At 72.0% G+C, this 24,655-nt stretch carries 35 protein-coding genes; 6 read left to right on the top strand and 29 right to left on the bottom strand.

Features of this window, described 5'->3' with window-relative positions; genetic code table 11:
* Nucleotides 1-100: 100 nt before the first annotated feature.
* Nucleotides 101-511: a winged helix-turn-helix domain-containing protein gene (locus O7619_RS27400; protein ID WP_282284297.1), complete on the bottom strand. Its 411-nt coding sequence runs from the start codon at nt 509-511 to the stop codon at nt 101-103.
* 149 nt (nt 512-660) lie between these two features.
* On the opposite strand from O7619_RS27400, the gene O7619_RS27395 reads away from it, so the two are divergent.
* The 3 genes from O7619_RS27395 to O7619_RS27385 all read left to right on the top strand — a co-directional run bounded on the left by O7619_RS27395 (nt 661) and on the right by O7619_RS27385 (nt 2,608).
* Nucleotides 661-1,932 (top strand): helix-turn-helix transcriptional regulator, encoded by a 1,272-nt coding sequence (locus tag O7619_RS27395; RefSeq protein ID WP_282284296.1) that lies wholly within the window; start codon nt 661-663, stop codon nt 1,930-1,932.
* Nucleotides 1,933-2,141: 209 nt separating this feature from the next.
* Nucleotides 2,142-2,315 (top strand): hypothetical protein, encoded by a 174-nt coding sequence (locus tag O7619_RS27390; RefSeq protein WP_282284295.1) that lies wholly within the window; start codon nt 2,142-2,144, stop codon nt 2,313-2,315.
* A complete protein-coding gene (locus tag O7619_RS27385; RefSeq protein WP_282284294.1) occupies nt 2,312-2,608 on the top strand; it encodes a flavin reductase in 297 nt (98 codons plus the stop codon). The genes O7619_RS27390 and O7619_RS27385 overlap by 4 nt, the downstream gene beginning before the upstream one ends.
* A gap of 232 nt (nt 2,609-2,840) precedes the next feature.
* On the opposite strand, the gene O7619_RS27380 is transcribed toward O7619_RS27385, so the two are convergent.
* Nucleotides 2,841-3,035 (bottom strand): helix-turn-helix domain-containing protein, encoded by a 195-nt coding sequence (locus O7619_RS27380; protein WP_282284293.1) that lies wholly within the window; start codon nt 3,033-3,035, stop codon nt 2,841-2,843.
* A 142-nt stretch (nt 3,036-3,177) separates the two neighbouring features.
* Here O7619_RS27380 and O7619_RS27375 point away from each other — a divergent pair, with 142 nt between their 5' ends.
* Nucleotides 3,178-3,354 (top strand): hypothetical protein, encoded by a 177-nt coding sequence (locus O7619_RS27375; protein ID WP_282284291.1) that lies wholly within the window; start codon nt 3,178-3,180, stop codon nt 3,352-3,354.
* Nucleotides 3,355-3,416: 62 nt separating this feature from the next.
* A complete protein-coding gene (locus O7619_RS27370; protein ID WP_282284289.1) occupies nt 3,417-3,809 on the top strand; it encodes a hypothetical protein in 393 nt (130 codons plus the stop codon).
* A 67-nt stretch (nt 3,810-3,876) separates the two neighbouring features.
* Here O7619_RS27370 and O7619_RS27365 read toward each other — a convergent pair whose 3' ends face one another.
* From O7619_RS27365 to O7619_RS27355, 3 genes are read right to left on the bottom strand one after another with little or no spacing between them, the layout of a single operon-like run.
* Nucleotides 3,877-4,107 (bottom strand): holin, encoded by a 231-nt coding sequence (locus tag O7619_RS27365; RefSeq protein WP_282284287.1) that lies wholly within the window; start codon nt 4,105-4,107, stop codon nt 3,877-3,879.
* 14 nt (nt 4,108-4,121) lie between these two features.
* Nucleotides 4,122-4,961 (bottom strand): hypothetical protein, encoded by an 840-nt coding sequence (locus O7619_RS27360; RefSeq protein WP_282284285.1) that lies wholly within the window; start codon nt 4,959-4,961, stop codon nt 4,122-4,124.
* Nucleotides 4,958-5,236, bottom strand: a complete 279-nt coding sequence (locus O7619_RS27355) for a hypothetical protein (RefSeq protein ID WP_282284283.1) — start codon at nt 5,234-5,236, stop codon at nt 4,958-4,960. The genes O7619_RS27360 and O7619_RS27355 overlap by 4 nt, the downstream gene beginning before the upstream one ends.
* Nucleotides 5,237-5,262: 26 nt before the next feature.
* Between O7619_RS27355 and O7619_RS27350 the strand changes: the two genes are divergently transcribed.
* Nucleotides 5,263-5,580 (top strand): hypothetical protein, encoded by a 318-nt coding sequence (locus O7619_RS27350; RefSeq protein ID WP_282284281.1) that lies wholly within the window; start codon nt 5,263-5,265, stop codon nt 5,578-5,580.
* 6 nt (nt 5,581-5,586) lie between these two features.
* Here O7619_RS27350 and O7619_RS27345 read toward each other — a convergent pair whose 3' ends face one another.
* The 24 genes from O7619_RS27345 to O7619_RS27230 all read right to left on the bottom strand — a co-directional run bounded on the left by O7619_RS27345 (nt 5,587) and on the right by O7619_RS27230 (nt 24,224).
* A complete protein-coding gene (locus O7619_RS27345; protein WP_282284279.1) occupies nt 5,587-5,892 on the bottom strand; it encodes a hypothetical protein in 306 nt (101 codons plus the stop codon).
* A gap of 11 nt (nt 5,893-5,903) precedes the next feature.
* Complete coding sequence (locus O7619_RS27340; protein WP_282284277.1) at nt 5,904-6,290, bottom strand: hypothetical protein; 387 nt, start codon at nt 6,288-6,290, stop codon at nt 5,904-5,906.
* 5 nt (nt 6,291-6,295) lie between these two features.
* Entirely contained in the window at nt 6,296-7,156 is an 861-nt protein-coding gene (locus tag O7619_RS27335; protein WP_282284275.1) for a hypothetical protein, read from the bottom strand.
* A gap of 9 nt (nt 7,157-7,165) precedes the next feature.
* Nucleotides 7,166-7,984 carry a GDSL-type esterase/lipase family protein gene (locus O7619_RS27330; protein ID WP_282284273.1) on the bottom strand — a complete coding sequence of 273 codons (819 nt, stop codon included), beginning with the start codon at nt 7,982-7,984 and terminating at the stop codon, nt 7,166-7,168.
* A complete protein-coding gene (locus O7619_RS27325; protein WP_282284271.1) occupies nt 7,981-8,634 on the bottom strand; it encodes a hypothetical protein in 654 nt (217 codons plus the stop codon). The genes O7619_RS27330 and O7619_RS27325 overlap by 4 nt, the downstream gene beginning before the upstream one ends.
* 15 nt (nt 8,635-8,649) lie before the next feature.
* Nucleotides 8,650-9,915, bottom strand: coding sequence for a hypothetical protein (locus O7619_RS27320; RefSeq protein ID WP_282284270.1), 1,266 nt, complete (start codon nt 9,913-9,915; stop codon nt 8,650-8,652).
* Nucleotides 9,912-11,942, bottom strand: a complete 2,031-nt coding sequence (locus O7619_RS27315) for a hypothetical protein (RefSeq protein ID WP_282284269.1) — start codon at nt 11,940-11,942, stop codon at nt 9,912-9,914. The genes O7619_RS27320 and O7619_RS27315 overlap by 4 nt, the downstream gene beginning before the upstream one ends.
* 168 nt (nt 11,943-12,110) lie before the next feature.
* A complete protein-coding gene (locus O7619_RS27310; protein ID WP_282284268.1) occupies nt 12,111-12,482 on the bottom strand; it encodes a hypothetical protein in 372 nt (123 codons plus the stop codon).
* 2 nt (nt 12,483-12,484) lie between these two features.
* A complete protein-coding gene (locus tag O7619_RS27305) occupies nt 12,485-12,991 on the bottom strand; it encodes a hypothetical protein (protein ID WP_282284267.1) in 507 nt (168 codons plus the stop codon).
* Between the two features lie 4 nt (nt 12,992-12,995).
* The gene (locus O7619_RS27300) at nt 12,996-13,403 is read right to left on the bottom strand and encodes a radical SAM protein (protein WP_282284266.1); all 408 of its coding nucleotides are present in this window, start codon (nt 13,401-13,403) and stop codon (nt 12,996-12,998) included.
* A gap of 28 nt (nt 13,404-13,431) precedes the next feature.
* The gene (locus tag O7619_RS27295; RefSeq protein WP_282284265.1) at nt 13,432-14,160 is read right to left on the bottom strand and encodes a hypothetical protein; all 729 of its coding nucleotides are present in this window, start codon (nt 14,158-14,160) and stop codon (nt 13,432-13,434) included.
* A gap of 4 nt (nt 14,161-14,164) precedes the next feature.
* Nucleotides 14,165-14,599: a hypothetical protein gene (locus O7619_RS27290; RefSeq protein WP_282284263.1), complete on the bottom strand. Its 435-nt coding sequence runs from the start codon at nt 14,597-14,599 to the stop codon at nt 14,165-14,167.
* Entirely contained in the window at nt 14,599-15,477 is an 879-nt protein-coding gene (locus O7619_RS27285; RefSeq protein WP_282284262.1) for a hypothetical protein, read from the bottom strand. The genes O7619_RS27290 and O7619_RS27285 overlap by 1 nt, the downstream gene beginning before the upstream one ends.
* Nucleotides 15,470-16,900, bottom strand: coding sequence for a hypothetical protein (locus tag O7619_RS27280; protein ID WP_282284261.1), 1,431 nt, complete (start codon nt 16,898-16,900; stop codon nt 15,470-15,472). Before O7619_RS27280 ends, O7619_RS27285 begins: the two co-directional genes overlap by 8 nt.
* Before the next feature lie 20 nt (nt 16,901-16,920).
* The gene (locus O7619_RS27275; RefSeq protein ID WP_282284260.1) at nt 16,921-17,322 is read right to left on the bottom strand and encodes a hypothetical protein; all 402 of its coding nucleotides are present in this window, start codon (nt 17,320-17,322) and stop codon (nt 16,921-16,923) included.
* 121 nt (nt 17,323-17,443) lie between these two features.
* Nucleotides 17,444-17,968 carry a hypothetical protein gene (locus tag O7619_RS27270; RefSeq protein WP_282284259.1) on the bottom strand — a complete coding sequence of 175 codons (525 nt, stop codon included), beginning with the start codon at nt 17,966-17,968 and terminating at the stop codon, nt 17,444-17,446.
* Between the two features lie 6 nt (nt 17,969-17,974).
* Nucleotides 17,975-18,385, bottom strand: a complete 411-nt coding sequence (locus tag O7619_RS27265) for a hypothetical protein (protein WP_282284258.1) — start codon at nt 18,383-18,385, stop codon at nt 17,975-17,977.
* Nucleotides 18,386-18,447: 62 nt separating this feature from the next.
* Nucleotides 18,448-19,695, bottom strand: coding sequence for a phage major capsid protein (locus tag O7619_RS27260; protein ID WP_282284256.1), 1,248 nt, complete (start codon nt 19,693-19,695; stop codon nt 18,448-18,450).
* Nucleotides 19,692-20,441: a hypothetical protein gene (locus O7619_RS27255; protein WP_282284255.1), complete on the bottom strand. Its 750-nt coding sequence runs from the start codon at nt 20,439-20,441 to the stop codon at nt 19,692-19,694. Before O7619_RS27255 ends, O7619_RS27260 begins: the two co-directional genes overlap by 4 nt.
* A complete protein-coding gene (locus O7619_RS27250) occupies nt 20,441-20,638 on the bottom strand; it encodes a hypothetical protein (protein ID WP_282284254.1) in 198 nt (65 codons plus the stop codon). Before O7619_RS27250 ends, O7619_RS27255 begins: the two co-directional genes overlap by 1 nt.
* A complete protein-coding gene (locus tag O7619_RS27245; protein WP_282284253.1) occupies nt 20,638-22,044 on the bottom strand; it encodes a phage portal protein in 1,407 nt (468 codons plus the stop codon). The genes O7619_RS27250 and O7619_RS27245 overlap by 1 nt, the downstream gene beginning before the upstream one ends.
* Nucleotides 22,028-22,300, bottom strand: coding sequence for a hypothetical protein (locus O7619_RS27240; RefSeq protein WP_282284252.1), 273 nt, complete (start codon nt 22,298-22,300; stop codon nt 22,028-22,030). Before O7619_RS27240 ends, O7619_RS27245 begins: the two co-directional genes overlap by 17 nt.
* 17 nt (nt 22,301-22,317) lie before the next feature.
* Nucleotides 22,318-23,742 (bottom strand): hypothetical protein, encoded by a 1,425-nt coding sequence (locus O7619_RS27235; RefSeq protein ID WP_282284251.1) that lies wholly within the window; start codon nt 23,740-23,742, stop codon nt 22,318-22,320.
* Nucleotides 23,739-24,224: a hypothetical protein gene (locus O7619_RS27230; RefSeq protein ID WP_282284249.1), complete on the bottom strand. Its 486-nt coding sequence runs from the start codon at nt 24,222-24,224 to the stop codon at nt 23,739-23,741. The genes O7619_RS27235 and O7619_RS27230 overlap by 4 nt, the downstream gene beginning before the upstream one ends.
* Nucleotides 24,225-24,655 lie beyond the last annotated feature (431 nt).

The raw sequence follows: 24,655 nt of genomic DNA, 5'->3' as shown, positions 1-24,655 counted from the left end.
TGAGGCAACAATCACCGCTCGTGTTTTCAAATAGTGAGACATCGGTGAACATCCGGTTACAAGTGAGCGTCCCCGAGCGCTACAGCTCATCTGTCCGGCCTCAGGGACGCCGCCACACCGCCCGGTACCGGTCCGCCGGATACAGATCCTGCAACCCATCCGGGTGACCCACCACCAGCAGCGGCACACCCTCCGGCACCCGATACTCGCCCCGCTCAGCCGGCGTCGGCTGCCGCGCCCACACCGTGTCGTCGGCGTCGACGACCACCAGCTCTGGCTCAGGCTGCTCCCGCACGACAACCCCCCGACCCCGCACCGCCACGGCCAGGCCCTCATCGCGGAGCATCCTCACCGCCGCCCGAGCCGTCACCGAGGACACCCCGTACGTCTGCGACAGGTCCCGCTCCGACGGTAGCCGGTCACCCGGGCGGAGCTGCCCGGACGTGATCCGCTCGCGGAGCATCGCGGCCAGCGCGCGGCGCCCGACCGGCTCCTGCCCGGGGTAGATCACCGCCGCAGGCTAAGTGGACGGTCTCGCACACCCGGTCAGGTACCTGAGTTACCCACCCTCTCCCGCCGGCGTTACCGTGGCAGTAGGCGGCCCGCCGGAGTAGAGGCCGGCCGGGTCGCCGCCCAGTCCTCTACCTGGGAGCAGCCGCCATGAGCGAACCGACCATCGGTGACAACCTCCGCCGCCTCCGTGAACGCTCCACCCTCAAGCAGGAACAACTCGCCGAACGGGCAGGCCTGAGCGTGGACCTCATCAAGAAGCTGGAGCAGAACGTCCGCACATCCGCCCGGATCCCCACCCTCCGCAAGCTCGCCCGCGCCCTCGGCGTCGACACCACCGCCCTGATGGGCTCCGCCGCCCAAGCCCAGGCCATGCGCGAACCCGACGCCGAACCCCTCGGCCTCGTCGGTCTCCGCCAGGCCCTCACCCCCACCCGAGGCCTCAACGGACGGCCGGTCGGTCCGCGCCCCACCATCGACGCCGGCCAGATCGCCCTCAGCCGGGTTGAACAGATGGTCGTCGACGCGAACCGCGCCTACCACCGGGACGCCCTCGCCGAGGCCATCACCGCACTGCCGCACCTCCTCGCCACCGCCGACGCCGTCGTCGACTACTCCGACGGTGAGCGCGGTCGCCTCGCCCACGGGATCGCCTCGTACGCCTACCAACTCGCCGGCCGGCTCCTCATCCAGCTCCGCCAGCTCGACCTGGCGCACGTCGCCCTCGACACCGCTGCCGGACACGCCCGCGCCGCCGCCGACCAACTGGCCGGCGCCACCACCGCCGCGCACCTGTGCTGGCTGCTGGTGCGCGCCGGCCGGCTCGCCGAGGTAGCCGACCTGGCGGTGCGCACCGCCGACCAGGTAGAGCCGCGGCTGTCCACCGCCACCCCCCGGGAGCTGGCCGCGTGGGGGGTGCTGCTCCTCAAGGGCGCGGCGGCGGCGGCCCGGGACGCGCGGGAGGACGACGCCCGGGACATGCTGGACCTGGCCGGCGCCGGCGCGGCGCGCCTCGGCGGCCGGCTGGCCGAGTCGGACGACCTCGCCGACCGGTGGTTCCGCGACGTCGCCGGCAACGACTTCTGCGGCGGCGGCGTGCATCTGATGCGGGTGGAGACGGCGGTCGTCGCCGGTGACCCGGGTCGGGCACTGGCCCTGGCGCAGGCGATGCAGGGCCGGGCGGCGGGGGTGACCCCGTCGTCGTATCAGCGGCATCTGCTGGACGTGGCGTGGTCGCACACGCAGGAAGCCCGGTACGCGGACGCGACTGCCGTGCTGCGCGGGCTGCGGCAGGCGGCGCCGGCGTGGCTGCGGCAGCAGCGGTACGCCCGGGACGTGGTGCAGTCGATCGCGGACGGCCGGCGGCGGGCGATGACCGCGGAGTTCGCCGAGCTGGCGGACTGGGTGGGCTGCCCGATCTGACGGGTACGTGGTGTCCCCCTCGCGTGACATCTGGTCGGCTGGGGGACGTGGGGTACCTGGATACCTGGGTTCCTGAGTATCACCCTCGGAGACAGGACGCGGTGACTCACCGGCCACAGGCGGTGAGGGTCGCAGTCCCCCGGGGTGGCGGTGGTCCTTCCACGGTCCCACGAGCTGCCGCCACCCCGGCTCCAGCCGAGGGAGGCCCCATGGCGATGTCGTTCCGCTCCTTGGTCCGCTGGCTGGCCGGACGGCCAGATCCCGCCGCCCTCGCCCGCGCCCGGCAACTTCAGCAGGCCGAGCGGCACAAGGCCCAGCAGCGCATACTCGCCCTCGCCCGCGCCCGGCAGGCCGAGTACCGGTACGAACGGCGCGGCCGGTGACCGCCCGACCCGCCCGGGCGGCCCGGGCCCTCGACGTCCTCGACGAGCGGATGAGCGGCGTCGCCCACCAGCCGCACCGGCCGAGCTGGGAATGCGCCTGCTGCGGCGAGCCCTGGCCCTGCCCGGCCGGGCAGACGCAGCTCGCCGAGGCGTACCGCACCGACCGGTCCGGGCTGTCGATCTACATGGCCGGCCTGTATGCCGCCGCGGTCGACGAGATGCCTACGTACCCTGCGAGCGTGCTGTACGCGCGGTTCGTGTCGTGGACGCGGGCGCTGCGGGCGGCGATGTGACCGGCCGCCAGTCGGGCGGCACGTGCATGGGCTGCGTCGAGGGCATCATCGTCAAGACGCACCGCTGCGCGGGCGCCCGGCCGATGCTGCCGTACGGCGGGTTCTGCGCGTGCCGGCTGCCTGGCTGCGGACCGAACCCGACCGTCGTGGCGCCTGCTGAGCGGCCACGGACGCGGCGTCGGCGGTCGACCGCCTGAGCGCTTGCCGGCTGGTGTCGAGCGGGGCGCGGGGCCTACTCGGCCGGCCCTTGCGCGGCGGCCTCGACGACGACGCGGCGCAGGACGTATGTGTTGCCGACCGGCGCGCCGACGAGCTGCCCGCGGTCGATGCGCTTGTGCACGGCCTGCTTGCTGATGCCGAGGATCGCGGCGGCCTCGGTGGCGGTGACGAGGTCGGGGATCTTCGGGTCGCGGGGCGCGGTGGTCATGGGCTGAGGGTACGCGACCCGGTTGACGTGCGTCAACGTTCATGTAGAGGTCATGTGTGCTCTGGCCTGCATTACATGGTTGACAAACGTAAACCGCTTGGCGTAGACTGAAGTCACAAGGGAGCGAGACAGGGAGACGAAGATGATGAAGACCGAGATCCGGGCCACCGCCACCGACCAGGACGCCCCCCTCCTCCGGAAGGCCGAGGCCCTCGCCGCCCAGCTCAAGGCGATGACCCCCGACGGAATGGGCTACCGGTTCACGGTCCGCAAGTACGAGGCGACGGTGGCCCGCCTCGGATACGACCCGATCAGCTGAGCGGCCGGGGCCCGGGAAACCGGGCCCCACACCCATTGACGCCGACCCCTACCCTCCCAGGCATGAACTTCGGCTTCCGACTCCCCGGACCGTTCCGCGTCGGCGTCAGCAGCAAAGGCCGCGTCAACGTGGGCGTCACCGTCGGCCCGCTCTCCGCCTCCGGCGGGCTCGGTGGCGCCGGCCAGCGGACCACCCGGGGCACGTTCTTCCCGGTCACGATGCCGCAGTTCGTCGAGCAGGCCCGCGCTGAGGGGTTCACCGTCACCCAGTACCACCCGTCGTCGGCGACGATCGAGCGGCGGTGGAAGGCCGGCCGCGCGGAGGTCGTGCCCGGGCAGGGCGTCATGCTGCGGCAGGTGTGGTCGACGTGGCAGACGGTCGTGGTCATCGCCGCTGTGCTGGCGGTGCCGCTGGTGTGCTGCCTGCCCGGCTACCTGGTCAACGTCAACCACTGACCCTGGACGCACGAAAGCGCCCCCACCCGGCCGGATGGCCGAGCGGGGGCGCTGCGTCGTAGAGCGGTCAGAGCTGGTCGGGCACGAGGCTCGGGGAGTCCGGGTCGCCAGCCTTCACCGAGACCAGCGAGGTGAGGACGGACAGGACGAGCGCGCCGGAGGCGATGCCGCCGGCCGCCGGCCAGTCGGCGTGCCAGGCGTTGAACACGGCGTCGCCGCCCCAGTAGAGCAGCAGCGCCTGGGCGGCGCTCTTGATCCCGCGCTCGGCGGTGGCCTTCCAGAACTTGCCTTCGAACATCGGGTACCTCCTGATCAGGCGGACTGCATGTCGCGCCACGCCTGCCCCTCGGGCGACGCGGCGGTGATCGCGTACTGCGGGAAGTCGACGGCGTTGTTGTAGTAGCCGACCGCGTCGACGTCGGACTGCGCCGTCAGCCAGGCCATGTCGCTGCGGACGGCCTGGGCTCGGCCGGCGCCGGTGTTGTCGGCCGTGGTCCGGACCCTGCCGTACTCGGGCACCCACAGCCGCACGCCGGGGTACGCGGCCCGCACCTTGCCGAGGGCCACCCCGAACATCCGCGACGCCGGCCAGTAGGACGCCCTGTCCTGGGAGTAGCAGTCGACGCCGTAGTGGGTCATGCCCGGGTAGCCCCAGTCGGTGGGGTTGCCGCCGCCCTCGTCGAGCCAGTAGCGGGTGACAATCGGGCCGTGACCGAGCACCCAGCGCCGGTTGCGGTGCGCCGCCACGATCTGCGACACACGGGCGGCCGTGGACCGGTACGCCGCCGGCACCACGTCACCCATCGGCTCGTGGTACCAGGTCAGGTAGACCGGCCTGGCGAGCCCGTCCAGCCATGGTCCGAGCCGCTCCACGTCGGTCTTCCAGCTGACGTGGGCGACGCAGTTGCCCGGCATGTCGGCGAACTTGCCGGCACCGTGCGCGGTCAGGCTGGGCAGGGGCTCGCCGCTGCGCTTGACGCCGAAGTCCCGCATGTAGCGAAGGTTCGGGAAGTCGGCGACGATCCGGCGGGTCGGCTCACCGTTGAGCGCCTCCATCCCGACAGCCGTCTTCACCTTCCAGGTGAGCGTCTGGGCGGCGGCATTACCCGCCCGGTCCCGCACGGTGACGGTGACCGGCACTTTCCGGGTCACTTCGCGGTGACGGTGAAGCTGCTCGACAGCGCGGTGCTGCTGGCCGGCGCGCCGAGGACGTTCGGGTCGGTGCAGGTCACCTCGGTGGTGAGCTCCTCCATGACCTCCCACGGGACCCGGGTGTCCACGGAGTTGCCGGCCTGGTCGGAGACCTTGATGTCGAAGTACAGGATCCGGGCGTCGGCGTCGCGGGCGACGACCTTGATGACGCCGGACTGGCCCGGGTATACGGCGGGCGGGTCGATGGTGGCGGAGACGATGTCAGGCGCGGCCACGCTGGGCTCCTTCGTAGGGTGCAGGGATGGTGCAGGTGGGCAAGCTGCCGCAGGGGCAGCGGTTGGTGCTGGCCGAGCTGTCCGGGTTGGCCGGCCGGTACGGCACCGGCACGGGCCGGGACGTAGACCACGAGCAGGCGGTCGCCGAGCTGCGGGCGGTCACGACCGACCCGGTGCTGCTCGGGATCGCCGCCGGCACGAAGATGGCCGACCCGCAGGGCATCAGCAGACCGGCGGTGGAACTGCTGGCGGCGGCGGGCGCCGACATGCAGGTGGCCGAGGCGCACGCGGCCGAAGTGCGGGCCCGCTTGAAGTCGCAGGGCATCCGTTTCGACCGCCGGTAGCCCCGATCAGAGCTGGGTCCGGGTGGACGGCGGTACCGGCTCGGCGGGCACGGGATCCACCCCCGCCAGCCGCAACTGGTAGGCGTACCCGCCCGCGATGTTGCGCCAGTAGTCCCGGTCGGACTCGGCGCGGTTGGCCCGCTCGTCGGCCTTGTCGCGGGCCCGCGCCAGGTCCTGCACGGACTCCCGCTCGTGTGCCCGAGCCCCCTGCCGCAGCGAGCTGACACCGGAAAACACGGCCTGGATGAAGGCCAAGCCGCCGCCGCCGAGCAGCGCGGCGATCACCGCCGTGACTACCTCGGACGTCTTCAACGTGCTGCTCCCTACTGGTGGTGGGCGGCTGCGCGAGTCGCCTCCCGCCGGATCGCCGCGACGTCCCGCCACCGGCCATACAGCAGCAGCCCGAACGCGCCGATCGCCATCGACGCCACCACCGACGCCGGCGCGAGCAGCGACGCCAGGATCAGCGCATACACCCCGAACGCCGCCCACAACAAGGGCAGGCCGATGTGCTCGCCGATCCACCGGTCCGTCGCCGCCCCGTACGCGGACAGCACCCCGCCGACGGCCAGGAAGGCCGCCCAGAGGTAGACCAGTGGGCCGGTCGCGTCGACGACGCTGGGCGTCGGGACCAGGGCGGCGCCGACGCCGGCGGCGGCCATCATGGCGTAGCCGGCCATCCTCGACCAGCGGCGCGGCTGCGCGGGCACCCGGGTCACCCCTGCGGACTGTTGAGGCGGGCGGTCAGCTCGTCGACGACCTCACGCGCCAGGCTCGCCGGGATCGCCGCCGCGATCTTGTCCGCCGGCAGACCGGCCAGCACCCCGGTCACGATCTCCTGCTCGTCGACCGGGTCACCGGAGATGACCCCCTCGTACACCCGGGACGCCATCATCCACAGGGACACGTTCGGCCCCCAGCTCGAACCGCGCGCAGCCATCCGCTCCCCGATGGCGCCGGGCAAGGACCGCGGCTCCTCGAGCACCTCGCGGATGGCGTCGCGGATGAGCGGCTTGTCGGCGGCGGTCAGCGGCATGGTGTCCTCCAGGAGGCCGATCTCGGTGAGGTAGCGGCGGAACAGCGGGGTTTGGTCCCGGCCCGCCTTCGTGCTGTCGCGGAAGAAGCTGATGTGCGTGTGGAACAGGTGGCTGCTGTCGCCGCTGGTGCGCTTGCCCAGCCGGTCCCACCGCCGCACGGTGCGGCCGTCCGGGGAGTAGATGACCTCCCGGATGTCGCGGGTGTCGGCCGTGTTCGCCGCGCACTGCGCCACCAGCCAGGTGGAGAACGTCCGCAGCGTGTGCGTCTTGCCGCCGGAGCGGACGGAGAACGTGCCGACGTCCAGCGCGGAGGCGTACAGCGTCAGCCCGGAACGGTCCCGGGTGGACTCCACCACGGAGTAGTCGTTCGCGACGGTGCGGTTGGAGCCGCAGTGGTAGCCACCGCGGTGACTGGCGTCGCCGACGATCCCGACCTCGGCCGGCTCCAGGTCCGCGTCCCGGACCGCGCTCTTGTCGACGTTGAGATAGGTGAGCAGCAGCGTGCGGACGGCCAACAGGTTGGCGGGCGCGTTGGTCACGGCATCTCCTCAGAGCAGCTTGAAGGGATCCGGGCCGGGCGCCCACGGATGCCGTACCGGCACCAGCCAGCGGCCCTGCGCGCCCATCCACGGCCGCAGCGCGTCGTAGATCGCGTACGCCAACTTCTGGTAGCCGACGTCCGTCGGGTGCACGCCCTGAGCGTTGATGTCCTGCTGGTCGACCACGGACGCCTCGGCCAGCACCACCCGATCAGCGCGAGCAGCGACCAGAGCGGGCAACAGCTCGTTGAGCTGCTGGCCCTGACGGGACCGGTTCGTCAACACCGAGCTGACGTAGCTGGACATCAGCACGTTCTCGCACAGCACCACCCCGGCGGACGGGGCGGCGGCGAGCACCGCGTCGAGGAGCTGGGCGAGGTTGGCCAGCACCTGGTCAGCCTCCAAGCCCGCGCCGAAGTCGTTCGCTCCCGCCATCAGCACCACGATGCTCGGCTTGCCCTGCGCGTAGTTGAGGCCGCCACCTTGCACGAGGTTGAAGAGCTGGGTGGTAGTCCACCCGGGGCGTCCCTCGTGGGGCAGCGGCACGGTGTAGCCGAACCCGCCGGCCGTGCCGGTGCTCGCCCGGGAGCCGACGCAGCGGACGTCCCGCCGCTCGTTGTTGCGGATCAGCCAGTCGAGCACCGCCTTGCGGGCGCCGTTGTTGTCGGTGCTGTCCGAGCCCGCCATGTACGAGTCGCCCAGGAAGCAGATGTTGAACATGCCGTCCGAGCCTGGCTGCACCGGGGACGGGGCGGCGCCGGCCGCCGACGGGAGCATCGCCCCCACCGCGCCCGCGCCAGCCGCCGCGAGCAGTCCACGTCGGTTCATGCCACTCTCCTCAACCACAGTGAGCTGCCGGTTTTGATGATCGCGGACGTGCTGGCCGCGGCTGACTGCTGCGCGAACCGAAACTGGAGGTTCCCGGCCGACCCGCCGATGCTCAACGTGCCCTTCACCAGGGCGAGCAACGTGTTGGACAGCCCGGCCGCGCCGAGCACGAACCCGGAACCGGACGCTCCGGCGGAGATACCCGCGCCGGACGCCTCACCCGTGTACGTCGTCACCGACGCGGCCAGCGACGAGATGCCCCACGACATGGTGCCGCTGGGGAAGGTGAAGTCGACGCCGACGTCGTTCGCCGCGAACCCCTGGTAGAGGATCGTCGCCTCGACGGCGTAGACGGCGTTGGCCTGCACCGGCAGCACCAGGTCGCTGTCGTTGGCCTTCGTCGTCGAGTTGGTGACCTGCTGGTCACTGGTCTTGTACGCGAACTGCGGCTGCGTGTAGCCGATCGTCACCCACGTCGACCCCGACCACACCCGGATCAGCTCGGTGTCCGTCTCGACGATCGTCATGCCCTCCACGGGCGACGACGGGCGGGTACCGGACGTGCAGACGATGGTCGCCTGCTTCATCAGGTACTCGTTGACATCCGACGCCGTCAGCACATCACCGGGGTTGAACACCTTGAATGCCATACGGCGATTCCTCTCTCAGTACGCCAAGGCGTTGTCGTCAAGCGCGCCCAGCGCCGCATCGTCGAGTACCAGGAAGCTCAGCCGCGACGCCGACTGGAAGACGAACCGCGTCCGCCACTCCTGGTCGACGACCACCTCGTGTTCGATGCCGCGCACGATCACGTCCCGCTCGATCGGATCCCCACCACCCGGCGGGCGGCGCACCGCCGTCACCCGGTCGCCGATCTCCCGACCCAACGCCTGCGGCCACAGCCCGGCATCCCGCGACGGCTTCAACAGGATCGACGCGAACCGCAGCTCCGGCTGCCGTCCCTGATGCAGCAGATAGCCCGCGTAGTCGGCGCATTCACTGTCCGACTCCAACAGCAGATCCGTTCGCGTGTACGTGCGCACCAGGTAGGCGCTCTGGCTGGCCGTGTCCTCCGCCACCTGAGCCGTCCCACCCACCCGCGCGATCGACACCCGGTTGTAGATCGACTGCGCGTCGTACGACACCACTACGTCTGCGTACGGCAGCTCGCCGCCCCCGCCATCACCGAACGTCGCCTGCGAAGTCGCGGACCGGTCGTCCTCCACCACCCCCCGCCGGTTGCGGAACGTCACCCGGCCCTGAGCGTCCATATACAATTCGCCCAGCTCCGAATCCACGGTCAGCAGCAGCTCCGCGAGCGCATTGTCCGCGAGGGTCGTCTCCTGCACCGTGCTGTCCCCGACCGCGATCACCCGGTCCACGTCCGGCCAGTCCACCGAGTCGAGGATCCGGCCGACCCGGGCGCCCGTGTCCTCACCACCGCCGGCCGGCACCGACGCCCCCCGATCATGGGAAGCCAGAACCGAGAACCCGTCCGAGCAGGTCAGCGCCACCTGCGAACTGTTCGGCCCGTCGTAGGACACCCGCCACTCGTCGGCGTACCCCTGCCACAGCGGATACGTGGCGGACGCCCAGGCAGCCCGCACCCGCACCGCACGCATCGGCTTCACCTGGGTGTCACCCGCAGCCACGTACGGGCCGTCAAGGTTCGTTGGGTCGAACCGCCGGTCGTCGTTACGCAGCACAATCGTGGCGGTGCCAGCCTCATACCGCAGGATCGGCCCATCCGCGCGGGTCGCACCCCGGCGGGTCGACACCGACACCACGTAGGGGGTGACGTCCGTCCACACCCCGTCCGCCGCGAGGGTGCCCGTGCCCAGCACACCCCGGGACGTGTCATCCAACGTCAAGCTGGTGCCGCTGCCCGGGCCGACGAACCCGATCTCGACGATGATCCTCGCGTCGGTCACGACCTCCACCCCGCCCCGGATCGCCGCTCGTAGGCGCGGATGCTCTCCACCACCTCCCGGCCCACCTCCGCCGGATTCGCCACCGCAGGCACATTCACGGTGATGTAGATGACCTGCTGCTGCGTCGCCGCCGCCCCGACGGCCGGCGACGACAAGACCCCCGACGCGACCCCAGCGGCGCCCCGGCCGCCCCGCAACACCGACCGCAGCCGCTCCACCCCGGCGTGCCCGCCCGCCGCGTCCACCTCGGCGGCGGTCAACACGTGCTCACCCGGCGCCAGGACCCGCAGCTGCGAGTCGACGCCTTTCGCGCCCGGCCCCGTCACCGGGCCACCACCCGACAGCCCCTTGAGCTGGGTGCCGCCCGGCAACTTCAGGTCACCGTTGGACTTGTAGTAGACGCCGATGCGGATGTCCTTGCTGTTGACCCGGCCCAGGCCCTGCTGCACCCGGCGGATCGCCGCCTCAGCCGACTTCGTCTGCACCGTCACCGTGCGGCTGATGTTCGGGATCGCGAACAGCTTGTCCGCGAGCCGGATCGCCGCCGACCGGGACATGCCCATCGCCTCGGCCGTCCGGATGAACGCCGACCGGCCTCGCGCCGCAGCAGCGTTCGCTTTCTCCTGCGAGCCGGTCGACGCCAACACCGCGTCGCGGTTACGCAGCGCCGCCTGTGCGATGCCGTCGAGCGCGGCCTGGTTGGCCCGCCCTTTCTCGGTGCCCGAGTCGAGGGTGCGGCCGTTACGCTTCACCGCCGCGGTGGCGTCGTCGATCGACGCTTGGAAGTCGCGGTTCGCCGACCGTGCGTCCAAGGTGGCGTTCGCGAAGTCGTCGAGGATCTGCTGCAACGACCGGACCTGCGTCGTCGCGCCGGCCGCCTTGTCGCCGGTGCCCTGGAAGCCGGCCATCAACTCCTGCAGGCCGGTGGACAGGCCGTCGCCGGAGGCCTTCGCGGCCTCCTGCGCGGCGACCAGCTCGGCCAGCTTGGACACGTCGCCGGTGACGAACGCGGCGAACTTCTCCATCCAGCCGTAGGCGACGGTCAGACCCTCGATGGTGCCGGCGATCGACCGGATCCCGAACTCGAAGATGCCCCACAGCCTCAGCAGGGCGCTACCGCCCGCCGCCGAGTTGTCCGCCAGACCCTCGAACGTGTCGGCCAGGAGATCGCCCGTACGCCGGCCGATCTCCCCGAGGGCGTCGACGGCCGGGCCGGCCCGCTCGACGGCGTACGCGAAGCCCTGGATAGCCCGCTCGCCCCCGGCGAGGAAGTCCTCGGTGAGGGGCGCCGCATACCGCGAGGCCGACGAGAACGCCCGCTCCAGGTCGCCTTCCATGTCGCCGATGCCCTCGCGGACCATCCCCAGGGCATCGAGGGTGGCCGGCACGAAGCTGACACCGGCCCGCTGCATCGTCTCCGCGAACACCTGGCCGGTGCGCTTCGCCGACGCCTGCACCTCCTGGTGCCGGGCCGCGATCGCGATCCCGCCGACGACACCACCGGCACCGATCCCGCCGACGATCGCGCCGGCGACCGCACCGCCGATCAGCGGTCCGACCGAAGCCACGGCGCCGACCACGCCGGCGCCGATCGCGGCCTGCGCCGGCGGCGGTAGCTCGCCGAACACGGCCGACAGCGCGGCGCTGAGCGGGCCGCCCGCCCGGGCCAGGCCCTGCGCCAGGCCCTCACTGAACCGGGCGCCGTAGCGGACGCCCTGCTCCCGGCCCTCGTTGAAGTCAGGCAGCAGATCCTTGGCCTTGGTCAACTTCCGCAGCTCGGCCTGCTGCCGGCGCATCGCCTTGCTGATGTCGACCCGGTCAGCCGCGTCGGACGTCCGCGCGAACGCCACCGCCAACCGCTTCAGCGACTCGTCGACGTCGGCGATCTGCCGGTCCAGGTCGTGGGCGTCCTTCTCCGTCGCGTCGAGGCTCTTGCCGAAGCGGTCCAGGCCGTCGCCGGCCCGGTCCGCCATCCGCGCCACGGTCTCCTCACCCAGCAGCCGGATGAGGATGTCACGCTTGTCCACCGTGCCCCCTCACTGCTGGATGCTGAGCCATCAGCGCGTCCCGCTCGTCGTCGGCCAAGGCGAGCAGATGCGCCCGGATCTCCCGCAGCGTCATCTCCCGCTGTACGGCCGGATGCAGCGCCACATAGGCCCGGGACAGCCGCGGCCCCACCTGGTCGAGGAACTCGGCTACGCCTCCTCGCTCACCGGCGACGGCGAGGAGGTCGAGGCCGGGGGGTTGTCGTCGGTCGCCTTCAGCAGCTTCACCTCGGCGAGCATCGGCAGCGGGTCGAAGTCGGCCAGGGACTCGTCGACGCCGGCGAACCGGCGGGCCATCCACATCACGGCCAGCGCGCCGACGGTGCCACCCTTCAGGTAGGAGTCCAGGGCGGTGATGACGTTGACGCCCAGGTGCTCGCGCAACTCCTCGTCGAGGGCCATAAGCTCCCGGGCGCGCAGCCGGGTCAGCGCGGCCTCGTCGAACGTCCACCAGCCGTCGCCGTAGCGCTCATGGTCCGCCTCGGCGAACCGGAACCGCATCAGCGGGATCCGTCGTTGCATGCTCACCCTCTCGTGATCTGGTCGGCGACCCAGTCGACGACCCGCTGCATCTCCCGCGACACCTCAGGCATCAGCCGGTCCACCGGCCGGTCGACGAAGCCCTTCCGAACCCGCTGGGCCACCCATGGATTGGCGAGCGACGTCGCCTTGTAGCGGGCGTGGTTCTTGATCGGACGGGACCGGCCGAACACCGGATGCCGGAGCACGCCGGCGTTCAGCCGGGGCACGTCGCGTTTCTCCTTGCGACCGTCGCCGTACACCCGGACCGTCACCCGAGCCGTGTGCGCTGTTTCCTTCGTCGCCGTGCGGAACCGCAGGCTGCGCGACAGCGTCGGCGCGTACCCCGACGGCATCGCCTTCGGGACCTCGGCGCGCACCGCCGGAGCCAGCTTGTCGCCGGCGGCCTTCAGTCCGCGCCGCAGCTGCCCGCCGAGGCCCCGGTCGCCGACGTCCCGCAGAGCCTGCCGGACGGTGTGCAGCTGCGCCCGGCCGGTGACCCGGACGACCATCGGGTCAGCTGGTGGCGCGGGCCAGCGCGCCGGCGCCCTGCCACGTCACCGAGTTGGTGGCCAGGTCCCCGACCGAGTTGCCGATCGGGTTGTACGCCGACACCAGCACCGGGCCTGAGTATTGCGGGTTCGTCGCCGAAGTGGTCGCGCTAGTCGCCTTGACCGTCACCGTGACCACGCTGCCGAGCAGCGGAAACAGCGTCGCGTCGACGGCCCCGGCGGCGAAGTCGGAGTTGAACTCCAGACTCACCGACCAGTCCTTCAACCCGCCGATCCGGGACCGGAAGCTGTCGCCCATGGCGGTGTCGTCGAGCTGGTCGGCCTGCACGTTCAGGGTGGCCTGCCGCACGTAGGAGGACAGGTCCACCGCGTTGACGGTGACCTTGGCGTCGGTGAACGCGAACGAGGGCATGCTGGTGCTCCTTCAGGGATGTGGCGGGTCAGGACCCGATGGCGATGACGCCGGCGACCTGGAAGGTGCCGGTGATGGCGGAGACGTTCAGCCGCCAATACGTGTCCGTGATCGGGCCGGGCACCCGGGCCAGCCACAGCCCGCCGACCGCCGTCGCCGCGGCGAACGTGCCCCGCACCGTCGGGCTGCCGAACCCCAGCGTGGTCGCCGACTGCACCTGCACGGTCATCGTGGTGCCGGCGGAGAAAACGTGCAGCGCCGCGTACAGGAACTGGCCGGACGGGACCGCGCCGACCTGCTGCACCGACCCGAGCGCGCCCGTCGCGGACACGTTGCCCTTCGCCGCGGCGACCAGGCCGCGGACCAGGCCGTCGCGGTTCGTGCCGGCCATCGCCAGGCTGAACGGCGTCGCCGCGCCGACCTGCCCGAACAGGTCGTAGGTGAACTTCCCGACCATCGCCGAGTAGGCCACCGACCCCTCGCCGCTGGTCGGCGCGAACGTCGCCGGCCGGTCCGGCACACCCAGGTCCGGGAACGCCTGCGGGTCCGGGGCGGCGGTGGCCGCGGACTGCCAAAACCCGGCGACCTGCGCCTGCACCGTCTTCAGCCCGCCGATCCGCTGCCGGTAGCCGCCGGAGCCGAACGTCGTCGTGTCGAGCTGCTCGGCGTCCACGCTGACCGAGATCTGGTTGAGGTCGGTGGTGAAGTCGTACCCGGCCACCCAGCAGGTGGCGTCGGTCAGGGCGAAGCTGGGCACGTGGTCACACTCCCGAGGCCATGATGCGAAGGTTGAAGACACCACCGATGTAGCCGGCGAGGTTGGTGTCGACGAGTCCGTCAGGGTCGAAGCCGTCGACGACCAGGTCGTCGACGAGCCCGTCGAGGGTCTGCGCGCCGGTCGTCTCCCGGCCTCCCTCGAGGGCCGCCCGGATCGACCGGTCACCGGTCTGCGACGCGAACTCGGCGAGTAGGTGCTGGCCCACCCGGTCGAGCTGGTTGGCGACGAGCAGCACCACCCGAAACGTCAGGGTGTAGTGCGCGCGGCCCATCGTCTCCCGGTACGGAATCGCCGGCACCAGCGGGAACGCGGCCGGCGGCATAGGGTTACCTGGGGCATGGTCGGCGGTGTTCAGCCCCCGCACCGTCTTCAGCCGGGTTTCGATGCCGGTCATGATCTGCGGGATCGTCGTGGCCATCACGCCACCAGCACCGGGCGACGCCGGTACGCCGACAGAAGCGCCTCGACGATCGGGTTCGGGCGCACCCGGACCGGCCCGTACTCGCCGTACCCGGCGACGCCGAACGCCATCGTGCCGAGCTTCAGCAGGTCCGTGGCCATCACCGCGGCGGCCTGCCGCACCTCGGCCGGCACCTCCGGCCACCCGAACACCCCGGTCACGCGCACCCGGGCCGCGCCGCCGCAGTCGTACGGGAACGTTGACGAGCCGACGGCCCGCAGCACGGTGTAGGGGCGCGGCGGGTAGCTCGGGTTCGGCGGGCCCAGCTCGTAGTCGCCGGGCGTCCACACCGTCTCGTACACGCCGTCGGCGTCGGCGTCGACCGCGACCGACGTCACCGACACCACGTCGTCCAGGTCGACGCGCCAGCCGGAGCGGGCCGGGAACACCCGGGTGGCGTCGGCGCGCCAGAACGACCGGCCGCACCACTGGTCGATCCACCGCGACGCGGTCGCGCACGCCTCGACGATCTCCGAGTCGCGGGTGTCATCGTCAGGGTTGAACTGGCCGACCCGGGAGCGCAGCTCCTCGGGCGTGCAGTACAACCGGCCCAGGTCCGTCGACTGGACCGTCCACGTGCCGGCGACCGCGTCGGAGGCGGCGCCGGTGCCCACCCACACGTACGACCAGACGCCGGCCGTCGTGCACGGGATGTCCTTGGACCACACTCCGGCGGTCCCGTGGTCGAGCTGCTCGCCGGTGTAGGTGGTCGGCGTACCCGTCGGGTCGGTCACCACCAGGGTGACCGTCGTCGGGTCCGTCGGGATGTCGTCGACGGTGAACGTGTTGGTCAGCCGGGCCAGCTCGGCGGCGTCCGCGTAGAACACCTCAGCCATGGGTCACCTCCGGGGTGCTGTCGCGGGGCGCGGCCACGGTCGTCGCCGATCGGCCGGGCGGGGTCACGGCGGCACGGGCGGGGCTGCCGGTCACCGAGGTGGTGCTGGCGGCACCGGCCACCGAGGGCCGGGACTGCGCGCGGACCGTCGCCCCGGGTACGTAGATCACCGCGTCGGCGAGCAGCGCGGCGCCCGCGAGCAGGGACGCGCCGGCGGTGACCAGTTGCACCCCGGCCGCGGCGAGCGCCGCCCCGGCGGTGATGGTGACCGTGGCCGGAACCCGGACGACGGCGGCGGCGGTCAGCGCGGCGCCGGCTGCGAGCGAGGCCTGCGCCGGCACGCGGACCAGCGGCGTCGCGGCGAGCGCGGATGCCCCGGTGAGGGCGCCGACGCCGAGGCGAGTGCCGGAGGCGTCCGCGCCGAGCACGCCGGCGGCGGCCAAGGCGGCGGCGCCGGTGTGCCGGACGGTTCCGGCGGCGGTCAGCGTGCCGACGCCGGCCACCGTGGAGGCGGCGGGCTGAACGGTCCGGCCAGTTGCGTCGAGGGTCGCTGAGCCGGCGGCTGTCGCGGAGCCGGTGAGCCGTGATGTCGGGGTGGCCGTGGTGGTCGTCGTGGCGGCGAGCGCGGCGTCGGCCGGCACCACCACGCTGGCGGCGGCGGTCAGCGTGCCGCCGGCGGTCAGCGTGCCGCCGGCCGCCCGGATGACGGTGGCCTGAGCCGCCATCGTGCCGTCGGCGGCGGTCGAGCCGACCGCCGTGATGGTGGTCGCGCCCTGGAGCACCTCGATCAGCGCGCCGATCATGGACGCGCTGACCGAGTTGTTGACGGCGACCGTCTCGCCGCCGTAGCTGCCGGCCGTGCTGATCAGCCGGTACGCCGACGAGTTGCGGACGTTCGCCGCCGACGTCGACCGGCTCGTCGAAATGTCGGTGACCCGCGTGTAGACGCCGTCCCAGTTGAGGCCGTCCGGCAGCGTGCCGGACGCGACGCGGGCGTGCGTGATACCGACGAGCGCCGACCCGGCCGCCACCCCCGTCAGCGGCGGCAGCGCCACCGACGCCGACGACGCCACCGCACTGGTGCCGACCTGCCCGATCGGGCTGGCCGCGGCGTCCCGCACGACAACCATCTCCCAGCCGCCGGTGATCGCACCCGACCCGGTGATCGTCGGCGGGCTGTCACCTGCTTGCAGGCGACGCTGCCACAGGTAGAGCCGGGAGTTGGTGCCCTGGTCGATGGGATTGGTCAGGCCGTCCACGGGGTCCCAGCCGGCGCCGGGGCTCATGGTCAGGTTCGTCGCCGAAACATGCCCGGCCAGGATCGCGACGTCCCCGGCCGCCCAGCCGTCGGGGAATGACGTCGGGAAGGTGCTTGCCGTGGTGACGCTGGTGTCGGACGTCGCGCCGACGTACGAGACAGCCACCACGCCTCCCCGAGGTCAGCTCAGCCCAGGCTGACGGAGATCGCCCCGACGCTCACCTGGAAGATGTTCCCGGCCGCCACGCTGATCGGCTGGCCGGTGAATGTGCCGTACCACCAGCGCAGCGGCGTGCCCGCCGAGTCCCAGATCTCCAGACCCACGATCGACCACGTGCCGCCGGAGCCGTTGGTCCACTGCAACGTCGACGTGGGGCCGGTCGTCGCGCCCGCCGACGCCGCGCTGAACGTGATGGTCGAGCCGCCGGCGGTGTAGCCGGTGCCGGTCAGCTCAGTGCCGGCCGCTGTCGCCGTCGGCGCGGTAGTGGTCAGCCTGCACTTCGCCGCCCCGGTGAACATCGTCGGGCTGCTGGTGCCCAACGTCAGATCCAGGATCTTGTTGGCCTGCGCCTGCACGATCGCCGGCATGGTCGCCCTCCTGCGGTACGCCGACCGTCGCGCGCAGCACGACAGGACCGGAATCGATGATGTCCATGAGGCCCCTCGACTGGCGGGCCCGGGCCGAAGCTCGGCCCGGGCCGCCTCCTGCCTACTTGTCGGCCGGCTTCTCGGCCGTCTTGTCGGCCGGCTTCGTCGCGGCCTTGCTGCCCGCCCGCCGGTCCCGCTTGGCCGGCTGCCCGTCGGTCTGCCCGGCGGCGTGTTCCCGCACGATCGCCACCGGCGACGTGTGGTCCCGGGCGGGCGGCGGCGGGATCGACCCGGCATCGACCAGGTCCGCCGCGGCGGCGATCCGATCCGTCGCGGCGTCGGCCGCCGGCGAGCCGGGCGCGTTCGCGATGACCCGCTGCGAGTCGGCGACCTCCGTGGCCAGCCGGTCGTGCATCAGCCCGGGCACCTCGTGCCCGGCGGTGTCGCCGGCGACCAGGGCGCGGTAGGCGTCCAGTTCCCCGTCGGCCACCGGGTCGCCGACGCCGTACGCCAGGTACGCGCCGCGCGGGTCGTTCTCCCGCACCAGCTCGCCGTCGACGGTGCGGTAGATCCGCAGCTCCGACTTGGTGTTCTCGGCCATGGTGTGGCCCTCCTGATCTCTGATCGTCGTGATGGACAGCGCCATGGCGGGCTACCGGTAGAACACGACGACGCGGAACTTGCCCGCGGTCAGCGCCGCCGTCGCGATGGTGATGGCCAGCCGCCGCGCGACGGTGGTCTTGACGGTGGTCGCCCCGGTGAACACCGGGATCACACTCTTGCGGCCGGTGCTCGACCACGGCGCGCCGGACACCGCGGCGGCGGCGAGGAGGTCGCCGGTGCCCTCGGAGTTCACGGCCACGGTCGCGGCGCCGCCGGCGGTGACGGCGGTGTCGACCTCGATGTAGCCGCCGAGGATGACCGCGCCGGCCGGGACCTCGTTGCCGACCGCGTCGCCGGGACCGCCGCGCAGCTGGATGGTGCCGACCGCTCCGCCGTCGCGGGCGAAGTCGTACTCACCCTGCGCGGTCTTGATCCCGCTGGTCTGCTCGATCTGAGGCATCTGCCTTGTCTCCCTTCACGGCGACGGGCCGGACGTTGCCGCCCGGCCCGTCAGGTGCCGTCTCAGATGCCGGTGACCGTCGACCAGGACGCCGGCCGGTACACCACGAAGGCCACCCGGACGTCGGCTCGGACGGCCTGCTTGCCCTCGACGAAGTACGTGCCGTGGCTGTTGCTGACCTGCACGACGATGCCGCGCCGGACCGACAGCTCCAGGAACGAGGTGTCGCCGGTCAGGCCGGTGCCTTCGGTCTGCGCGTCGGACTGGGCGACCGGCAGGCCCCACAGCCGCTCCGGGCCCGCCTCGCTGGGGTTACCCCAGATGTAGACGCCGTCGGCGGTGCGCAGCAGCCGGATGTCCATCCAGTCGTTCGGGTGCATGACGTGCAGGTCCGGGATCGCCCGGCCGGTCACCCGCACCTTGACCATCGCCTTGTAGAAGGCGTCCGGCGTCGGGTCGGCGCCCTTCGCCTGGGTCTGGATCCCGACCACGTTGTTGATACCGCGCAGGTTCGGCGCGGTGCCGTTCCCGACTAGCACCTGACCGTCGAGGCGCTGGCGGAGCATGAACCGCAGCCGGTTGTCGACGTAACCGCGGGCCTGGTCGACGTCCTCCATCTGCTCGTCGGTGACCGGGATGAACGTCGGGATCTTCCGCACCGGGCTGGACTGCTCGGTGAGCGCCAGCGCCGACTCCGGGAAGGTGCCGGCCTCAGCCGTCTCTGCCGCGTTGTTGGTGAACGTCGTCTCCTCCATGTAAACGATCGCGGCCTGCGCCGTGGTCGTCTGCGGGATGAAGTCGAGAACCTGGATCGGGCGGGTCGCGAAGTCGACGACCCGGCCGGTGCGAGTCGTCTCCGGCAGCCAGCCGGCCGACGTCTGCATCAGGGTCTTGAGGTCCAGCTCCAGCACGGCCTCCGGACCGTTCTGGCCCTGCCGGTCGGTGAACGCCTTGGACTTGACGAACAGCTCGCCGAAGCTGGCGGGGAGGCCGGGCTCGCCGCGGCGGTCGCCCTTGCGGCTGTCCGGCTCGGAGCCCTTCTCCTGCCCGCCCGCGGCGCGACGCCGGCCGGCGGCCTTCGCGACCTGGCGCAGGCCCTCGACCTCCTTGCCGATCTCGTCGATCTCGGCGTTCTTCGCCCGGATCCACTCAACCTTGGCCTGGGTGTCGCCCTCCAGCGACTTGACCAGCTTCATGTCGTACTGCGGGCCGGCCTCGTCGAGGACGGCGAACAGCTCCTTGTTCTTGGCGTCGAGCTTCTCCTTCGCCTCCTTGAGCGCCGGGAAGTCGATGACGTCCGTCATGGTCATGCTCTCCTTGTGCGTGCGATGGCCCGCAGCAGCTCGCTGGCGGCCTGATCGGCCAGGGCCGTGGAATCGATGTCGGGATCCGGGCCGGCGCTCTTCAGCGCCTCGTACGCCTCGTGCAACCGGCGCAGCTCGTCACCGAGCTGCTCCAGCGCGGCGACGTTCACCCGGGACAGGGACTTACCTCGCTCAGCGCGGAGAGCGCCCACTCTGCTTGCGCTGGTGATCGCGTCGTCGACCACGCCCATGGCCGCCAACGCCGTCTGGATCTCGTGCAGCAGCAGCCCGTCGCCGGACTTCGCCGCCAGGGTGCGGGTGCCGATCCCGGCGCCCGCGAGGACCGGCGACACCTCACCCTCGCCGAGCTGCTCGAGGAACCGCACCTGCTGGCCCTCGAACTCGCCGTAGGAGTGCTTCAGCGGGTGGACGGAGTACGACCACTCCTGGAGCTCGCCCATGGCCTTGACGGTGCGGAAGGTGTCCGCGCCGTGCTGGGTGTCCATGAAGAACTGGCCGTCGAGGATCGCCTCCGTCGACGTGGTGCGGACGGTGCCCTTGCCGACCGGCAGGACGCCCATCCACGACTGGTGGCCGTAGGCGGAGATCTTCCACTTCGCGCCGTCTTCGAACGCGCCCGGGAGGGTGACGTCGCGGTCGGAGTCGATGACGTTGAAGGTGGAGAACACCGCGCTGACGGTGCCCTTGTCCTCGTCCTTGATCTCGACTCCGCGCAGGGCCTTGACCTGCATCACGCCTCCCTGGCGGTCGCGGGCGCCGGCACGGCGTCCATCTCGATGTCGGCGGCGAAGAACGCGACGTGCTCGATGCCGACCCGGTCGCGTAGCTGCCCGACGAGCTCCTCTGCGACCGCAGGATCGAGGTCCCCGACTCCACCGAAGACGAGCACGTCGCCCGGCTTCACCAGCACGAACCGCTTGCCGTCCATCACTCCTGCCCCCCTTCCGGTGGCGTGTCGTCGCTGGGTTGCTCGGTGCCGGGCGGCTGGAGCTGCACGCTGAAAAGACCCGAGTGACGGCCGACCAGCCGGGCCAGATCATCGGTACGCAGATACTCCACCGCCGCGTCCGGTTCGTAGCCGGCGTCCAGCAGCGACCGCAGCGCCTGCGCCCGCGTCTGCTGGATCACCGCCACGTCCTTCGCGTCCTCCCGCAGGAACGCCGTGTCCCGGGTGTCCGGCACCAGCTCGGCCGCCTCCGACGGTCGCGGGAAGAGCACCTCCAGGCTGGCCGCGGCCTCCTTCCAGAGGTGCCGCATCGTGCCGTCACCGACGTTCCGGCGCGCCGCGCTGTAGTTCCCGGCGTTCAGCGACGACCCCGACAGACCCTCGGACAGGCCGACGACCACCGGGTGCACGCCGGCCGCCGCCGCGATCCGCGTCTCACCGCCGCCCTGCACGGTCTTGAAGTCCAGCTTCTGCAGGTCGACGCCGCGCATCGTGACGTCCGCGCCACCGCCGAAGAACAACGTCTTGTAGGCGTTGCGCGGGCCCTCGTGCTGCATCTTGAACAGGTCGACGAACTCGGCGAACTGCTGCGGCGTGATGTCCTTGTCCAGCGACACCACGGTGCTCAGCGCGGCGCCGTTCTCGAAGAACTTCGCCTTGTGCTCGGTGGCCGCCAGGTCCGCGCCGATCTCCCGCAGCACCGGCGTCAGCCACGACATGCCCCGGAACCGGGCCGCCGGATCCGGGATCGGCGAGTAGTGGCACACCTCGCTCGGCACCAGCAGCACCGGCTGGGTGCGGACGCCGGCGACGCCGGACGTCGGCGGTTCGTAGATGATCCCGACGACCTGCGCGTCGAGCGCGTACGGGTCCTCGGAGTGCGAGCCGATCACCAGGGTCACCCAGTTGGGTCGCAGCCGCACCAGCCGGCGGCCCGGGCCGCGCGCCGCCCGCCCGTACCGGCCCGCGTCGTCACACCAGGTGATGTAGCTGTTCCCGGCGTAAGTGGCGTCCATCTCCATCCACGCCAACAGGTTCGCCAGCGACCCGGTCGGCCACGGCCGGCGCAGCAGCGCCAGGTCCGGCGAGTCATAGAACGGCCCGAGCTGCCCGTCGGCGCGGTCCCGCCATCCGAACTGCACGTCGACGAACACCCGCAGCCGCGCGTAGTTGCAGGAGAACACCACCGCGTTGGCCTTCCCGGCACCGGCGACGTACCCCTCGAACTCGTGCTCGATCTGCTCCCGATCCGGCGCGCCCGACCCGAGCAGCGCCTGCCGCAGCGCATCCAGGCGCCAGAACGGCGGCTCCACGAACGTGCCCTTCACGCCGGCCGGACCGACCATCGCCCGGTGCCGGGCGGACACCCGGTCAAGCATCGACGCCATCGGCCCGCCTCACCGCCTCGATCCGCTCGGCGCGGGCATGCCGGGCGTCATCCCACCCGACCTTCACCGCCGCCGCGCACCACGTCACCGCCAGCCACACCGCGGCGAACACCGCGTACGCCGCCCGACCCACACCGACGAGCAGCACGGCGAGCAGCCCCAGCAGCGTCCGCCCAGGCGACCACTGGCGGGCCTGCGCGGTGATCCGGTCCACCCGGTCACCCGGGGTCACGTCCGTGTAGTCGAGCACCGTCACCGGGGCCCCCTCTCGTGTCAGGCGAACGCCGCGAGCGGCCGGCGCGACGGCCGGTGCAGGCGCGGCGTACGCGCCCCGAGCAGGGCCAGCGACCCGGCGCCCAACGTGCAGATGTCCGCGGTCGGGTTCGCCCGGTTCCACGCCCACGAGTTCCCGACCGGCCGGGTGTCCGCGCCGGCTACCGCGTCCGTCAGTTCCTGCTGGCCCAGATGCCACGTGTCGCGGGTGTCGCCGGCGACGCCGTCGTACAGCAGCTGGCAGCCCGTCACCACGTCACCGACCGACGGCCGGTGCACGATCAGCCCAGCCTGCTCGGCCGCGTCCGCGACCGCCTTGTCGTCGATCACCACCGCGCACGGCTGGTGCCGCTCCAGCTCCTTCAGCCGGCCCACGATCCACCGCGTGCCCGGCCGGAAGTCCAGGCCCTGCTCCGGGTTCCCGGTCACCTCGACCAGCCAGCCGCCGTCACCGCGCTGCCCGGCCGCGGCGATCGCCGCGTACGACCGATCCGGCGGCACGAACACCCCGTACGCCGGACGGCCGACCATCGTCGCCGACGGGTCACGCTGGCCGAGCCACGCCGCCTCCGAGATCACCCGCCACTGGGCGGCTTCCTCGTGCGGCCAGATGCCCGCGCACTCCCGCGCGAACCCGGCCTCGCCGAGCGCGCCCCGCGCGATCGCCAACGTCCGCGGCGTCACCCGGATGCCGTACGCCGGGTTCGCCTGCGCCATCACCCGCGGGTCGTCGAGGTCCGCGCCCCGGTCCACGCCCCACTCGCAGTACGCCAGGCCCGGGTCGCGGGCCAGCACCCGGCGCCGCAGCCGGACCAGGAACTGGTCGACCATCTTCGGCACCGTGGACAGGTACCAGATCTGCGGGTTCGGGCGGGCCAGGATCGTCGGGACCAGCGCCTCCAGCTGGTCGTCGGTCAGCTCCAACGCCTCATCGAAGAACACCTTGTCGCCGGTGATGCCCCGCCCGGCGCGGCCGGTGCGCGTCCGGAACCGCAGCTGCCCGCCGGTGAGCAGCTCGATGGCCTCTTCGCCGTTGGTCTTGTTGACCCGCTTCACCCGCCGGACCAGATCGTCGGAGCCGTCGACCAGCTCCACCGTCCGCCGGAACGCCGTCTTGCTGGTGTCGATCAGGTGCGCCGTGTGGACGATCACCTCATCGCCGAACAGGAACAGCGACGCCAGCTCCACGGCCTGGGCGATGTCGCCCTTGCCGTTCTGCCGCTGCACGATCACCCCGACCTCCGGGGCGGCCCAGTCGCCGGCGGCGTCCTCGCCCAGGCCCACGTCGATCACGTGCTGTTGCCACGGGTCCAGCGTCCGGCCGAGCGAGTGGTAGAACTCGATCGCCTCGCAGGCGGCCGACGACACGCAGTCCGGGCGCAGCTCCAGCCGCGGTGTCTGCTGCCCGCGCAGGCCGCCGCTCACCGGCCGGCGGCCAGCGAGCCGATCCGGCGCGCCGCCCGCTGCGCCCTGGCCGCGTCGAGCGGCCCGGCCGGCTGGTCGGGGACCTCCGCGATCTGCATGAGCATCACCCGCAGCTGCTGGATCGCGGCCGGCGCGGCGCCGGACTCGTCGACCCGCCGGGCCAGCTTCACGACAATCGAGCAGAGGATCCGCCGCGGGTCGCCGGCGGGGAACTTCGGGAGCAGCTGGTCGACGAAGTCGCGGACCTCGGCTTCGATGTCACCCGGGTCCGCGGCGGCCGGCAGCTCGTCGCCGACCGGCTCGGTCGGCTGCGGTGCCGTCGGCTGTGACGGCGTCTCGGCCGGCGGCGGTGTGACGGTGACGGGCTCGTCGGCGACGTCACCGCCGTCACGGCGGCAGGCGGCCGTCTCGTCACACAGCGAGTGGTCGCCGGCGCGGTGGCGCCGCGACCTGCGCTGACGCTCGGCTCCGGTCAACGGCATCGGAACCTCCTGTCAACCGAGGATTTCCTACCCGCGCGGGGGGAAATTTTCCTGACGCAAAGCGATGGGTCAGGGTTGCTCACTCTGCGTGTGCCACCCGCCCCCCTGCCCTCCACCCTGCGTCACCATGCGCGTGAGGTGATCGCGTTGGTGCTGCGGTTGGGCTTGGTGGTGCGTGTGCGTCGTCGTGCTTGTGCCTTGGCTTGGCCTGCTGATCGGTTGCAGGTGCGGTGGGCGAGGCCTCGGTATCCGGTGCGGTCGTCGGTGTGGTCGAGGTCCAGGTGTCGCGCCTGGTGCGGGAGCACGGGCTTGCCGCAGCGGCGTGCGCAGGGGAGCTGGCCGACGTGGGTGAGGTGGGCGAGCGCTGCTGCCCTGGCTTGTTGGTGGGCCCAGCCGTAGCCGCGTTGTGTGGTGGTGGGGGGCATGGTCGC

It is taken from the genome of Micromonospora sp. WMMD998 (assembly GCF_029581235.1).
In the GTDB taxonomy this organism is placed as follows: domain Bacteria; phylum Actinomycetota; class Actinomycetes; order Mycobacteriales; family Micromonosporaceae; genus Micromonospora.
This window is presented reverse-complemented; position numbering and strand designations above follow the sequence as displayed.

Excerpts from the sequence above, each read along its gene's own strand:
- O7619_RS27255 (WP_282284255.1), bottom strand. The coding sequence starts at position 20,441 with ATGCAGGTCAAGGCCCTGCGCGGAGTCGAGATCAAGGACGAGGACAAG.
- O7619_RS27290 (WP_282284263.1), bottom strand. The coding sequence starts at position 14,599 with ATGGCCACGACGATCCCGCAGATCATGACCGGCATCGAAACCCGGCTG.
- O7619_RS27375 (WP_282284291.1), top strand. The coding sequence starts at position 3,178 with ATGATGAAGACCGAGATCCGGGCCACCGCCACCGACCAGGACGCCCCC.
- O7619_RS27380 (WP_282284293.1), bottom strand. The coding sequence starts at position 3,035 with ATGACCACCGCGCCCCGCGACCCGAAGATCCCCGACCTCGTCACCGCC.
- O7619_RS27265 (WP_282284258.1), bottom strand. The coding sequence starts at position 18,385 with ATGCCTCAGATCGAGCAGACCAGCGGGATCAAGACCGCGCAGGGTGAG.
- O7619_RS27285 (WP_282284262.1), bottom strand. The coding sequence starts at position 15,477 with ATGGCTGAGGTGTTCTACGCGGACGCCGCCGAGCTGGCCCGGCTGACC.
- O7619_RS27350 (WP_282284281.1), top strand. The coding sequence starts at position 5,263 with ATGGTGCAGGTGGGCAAGCTGCCGCAGGGGCAGCGGTTGGTGCTGGCC.
- O7619_RS27390 (WP_282284295.1), top strand. The coding sequence starts at position 2,142 with ATGGCGATGTCGTTCCGCTCCTTGGTCCGCTGGCTGGCCGGACGGCCA.
- O7619_RS27325 (WP_282284271.1), bottom strand. The coding sequence starts at position 8,634 with ATGGCATTCAAGGTGTTCAACCCCGGTGATGTGCTGACGGCGTCGGAT.
- O7619_RS27250 (WP_282284254.1), bottom strand. The coding sequence starts at position 20,638 with ATGGACGGCAAGCGGTTCGTGCTGGTGAAGCCGGGCGACGTGCTCGTC.
- O7619_RS27260 (WP_282284256.1), bottom strand. The coding sequence starts at position 19,695 with ATGACCATGACGGACGTCATCGACTTCCCGGCGCTCAAGGAGGCGAAG.
- O7619_RS27330 (WP_282284273.1), bottom strand. The coding sequence starts at position 7,984 with ATGAACCGACGTGGACTGCTCGCGGCGGCTGGCGCGGGCGCGGTGGGG.
- O7619_RS27270 (WP_282284259.1), bottom strand. The coding sequence starts at position 17,968 with ATGGCGCTGTCCATCACGACGATCAGAGATCAGGAGGGCCACACCATG.
- O7619_RS27305 (WP_282284267.1), bottom strand. The coding sequence starts at position 12,991 with ATGGTCGTCCGGGTCACCGGCCGGGCGCAGCTGCACACCGTCCGGCAG.
- O7619_RS27300 (WP_282284266.1), bottom strand. The coding sequence starts at position 13,403 with ATGCCCTCGTTCGCGTTCACCGACGCCAAGGTCACCGTCAACGCGGTG.
- O7619_RS27310 (WP_282284268.1), bottom strand. The coding sequence starts at position 12,482 with ATGCAACGACGGATCCCGCTGATGCGGTTCCGGTTCGCCGAGGCGGAC.
- O7619_RS27275 (WP_282284260.1), bottom strand. The coding sequence starts at position 17,322 with ATGCCGGCGATCGTGCAGGCGCAGGCCAACAAGATCCTGGATCTGACG.
- O7619_RS27370 (WP_282284289.1), top strand. The coding sequence starts at position 3,417 with ATGAACTTCGGCTTCCGACTCCCCGGACCGTTCCGCGTCGGCGTCAGC.
- O7619_RS27245 (WP_282284253.1), bottom strand. The coding sequence starts at position 22,044 with ATGGCGTCGATGCTTGACCGGGTGTCCGCCCGGCACCGGGCGATGGTC.
- O7619_RS27365 (WP_282284287.1), bottom strand. The coding sequence starts at position 4,107 with ATGTTCGAAGGCAAGTTCTGGAAGGCCACCGCCGAGCGCGGGATCAAG.
- O7619_RS27230 (WP_282284249.1), bottom strand. The coding sequence starts at position 24,224 with ATGCCGTTGACCGGAGCCGAGCGTCAGCGCAGGTCGCGGCGCCACCGC.
- O7619_RS27395 (WP_282284296.1), top strand. The coding sequence starts at position 661 with ATGAGCGAACCGACCATCGGTGACAACCTCCGCCGCCTCCGTGAACGC.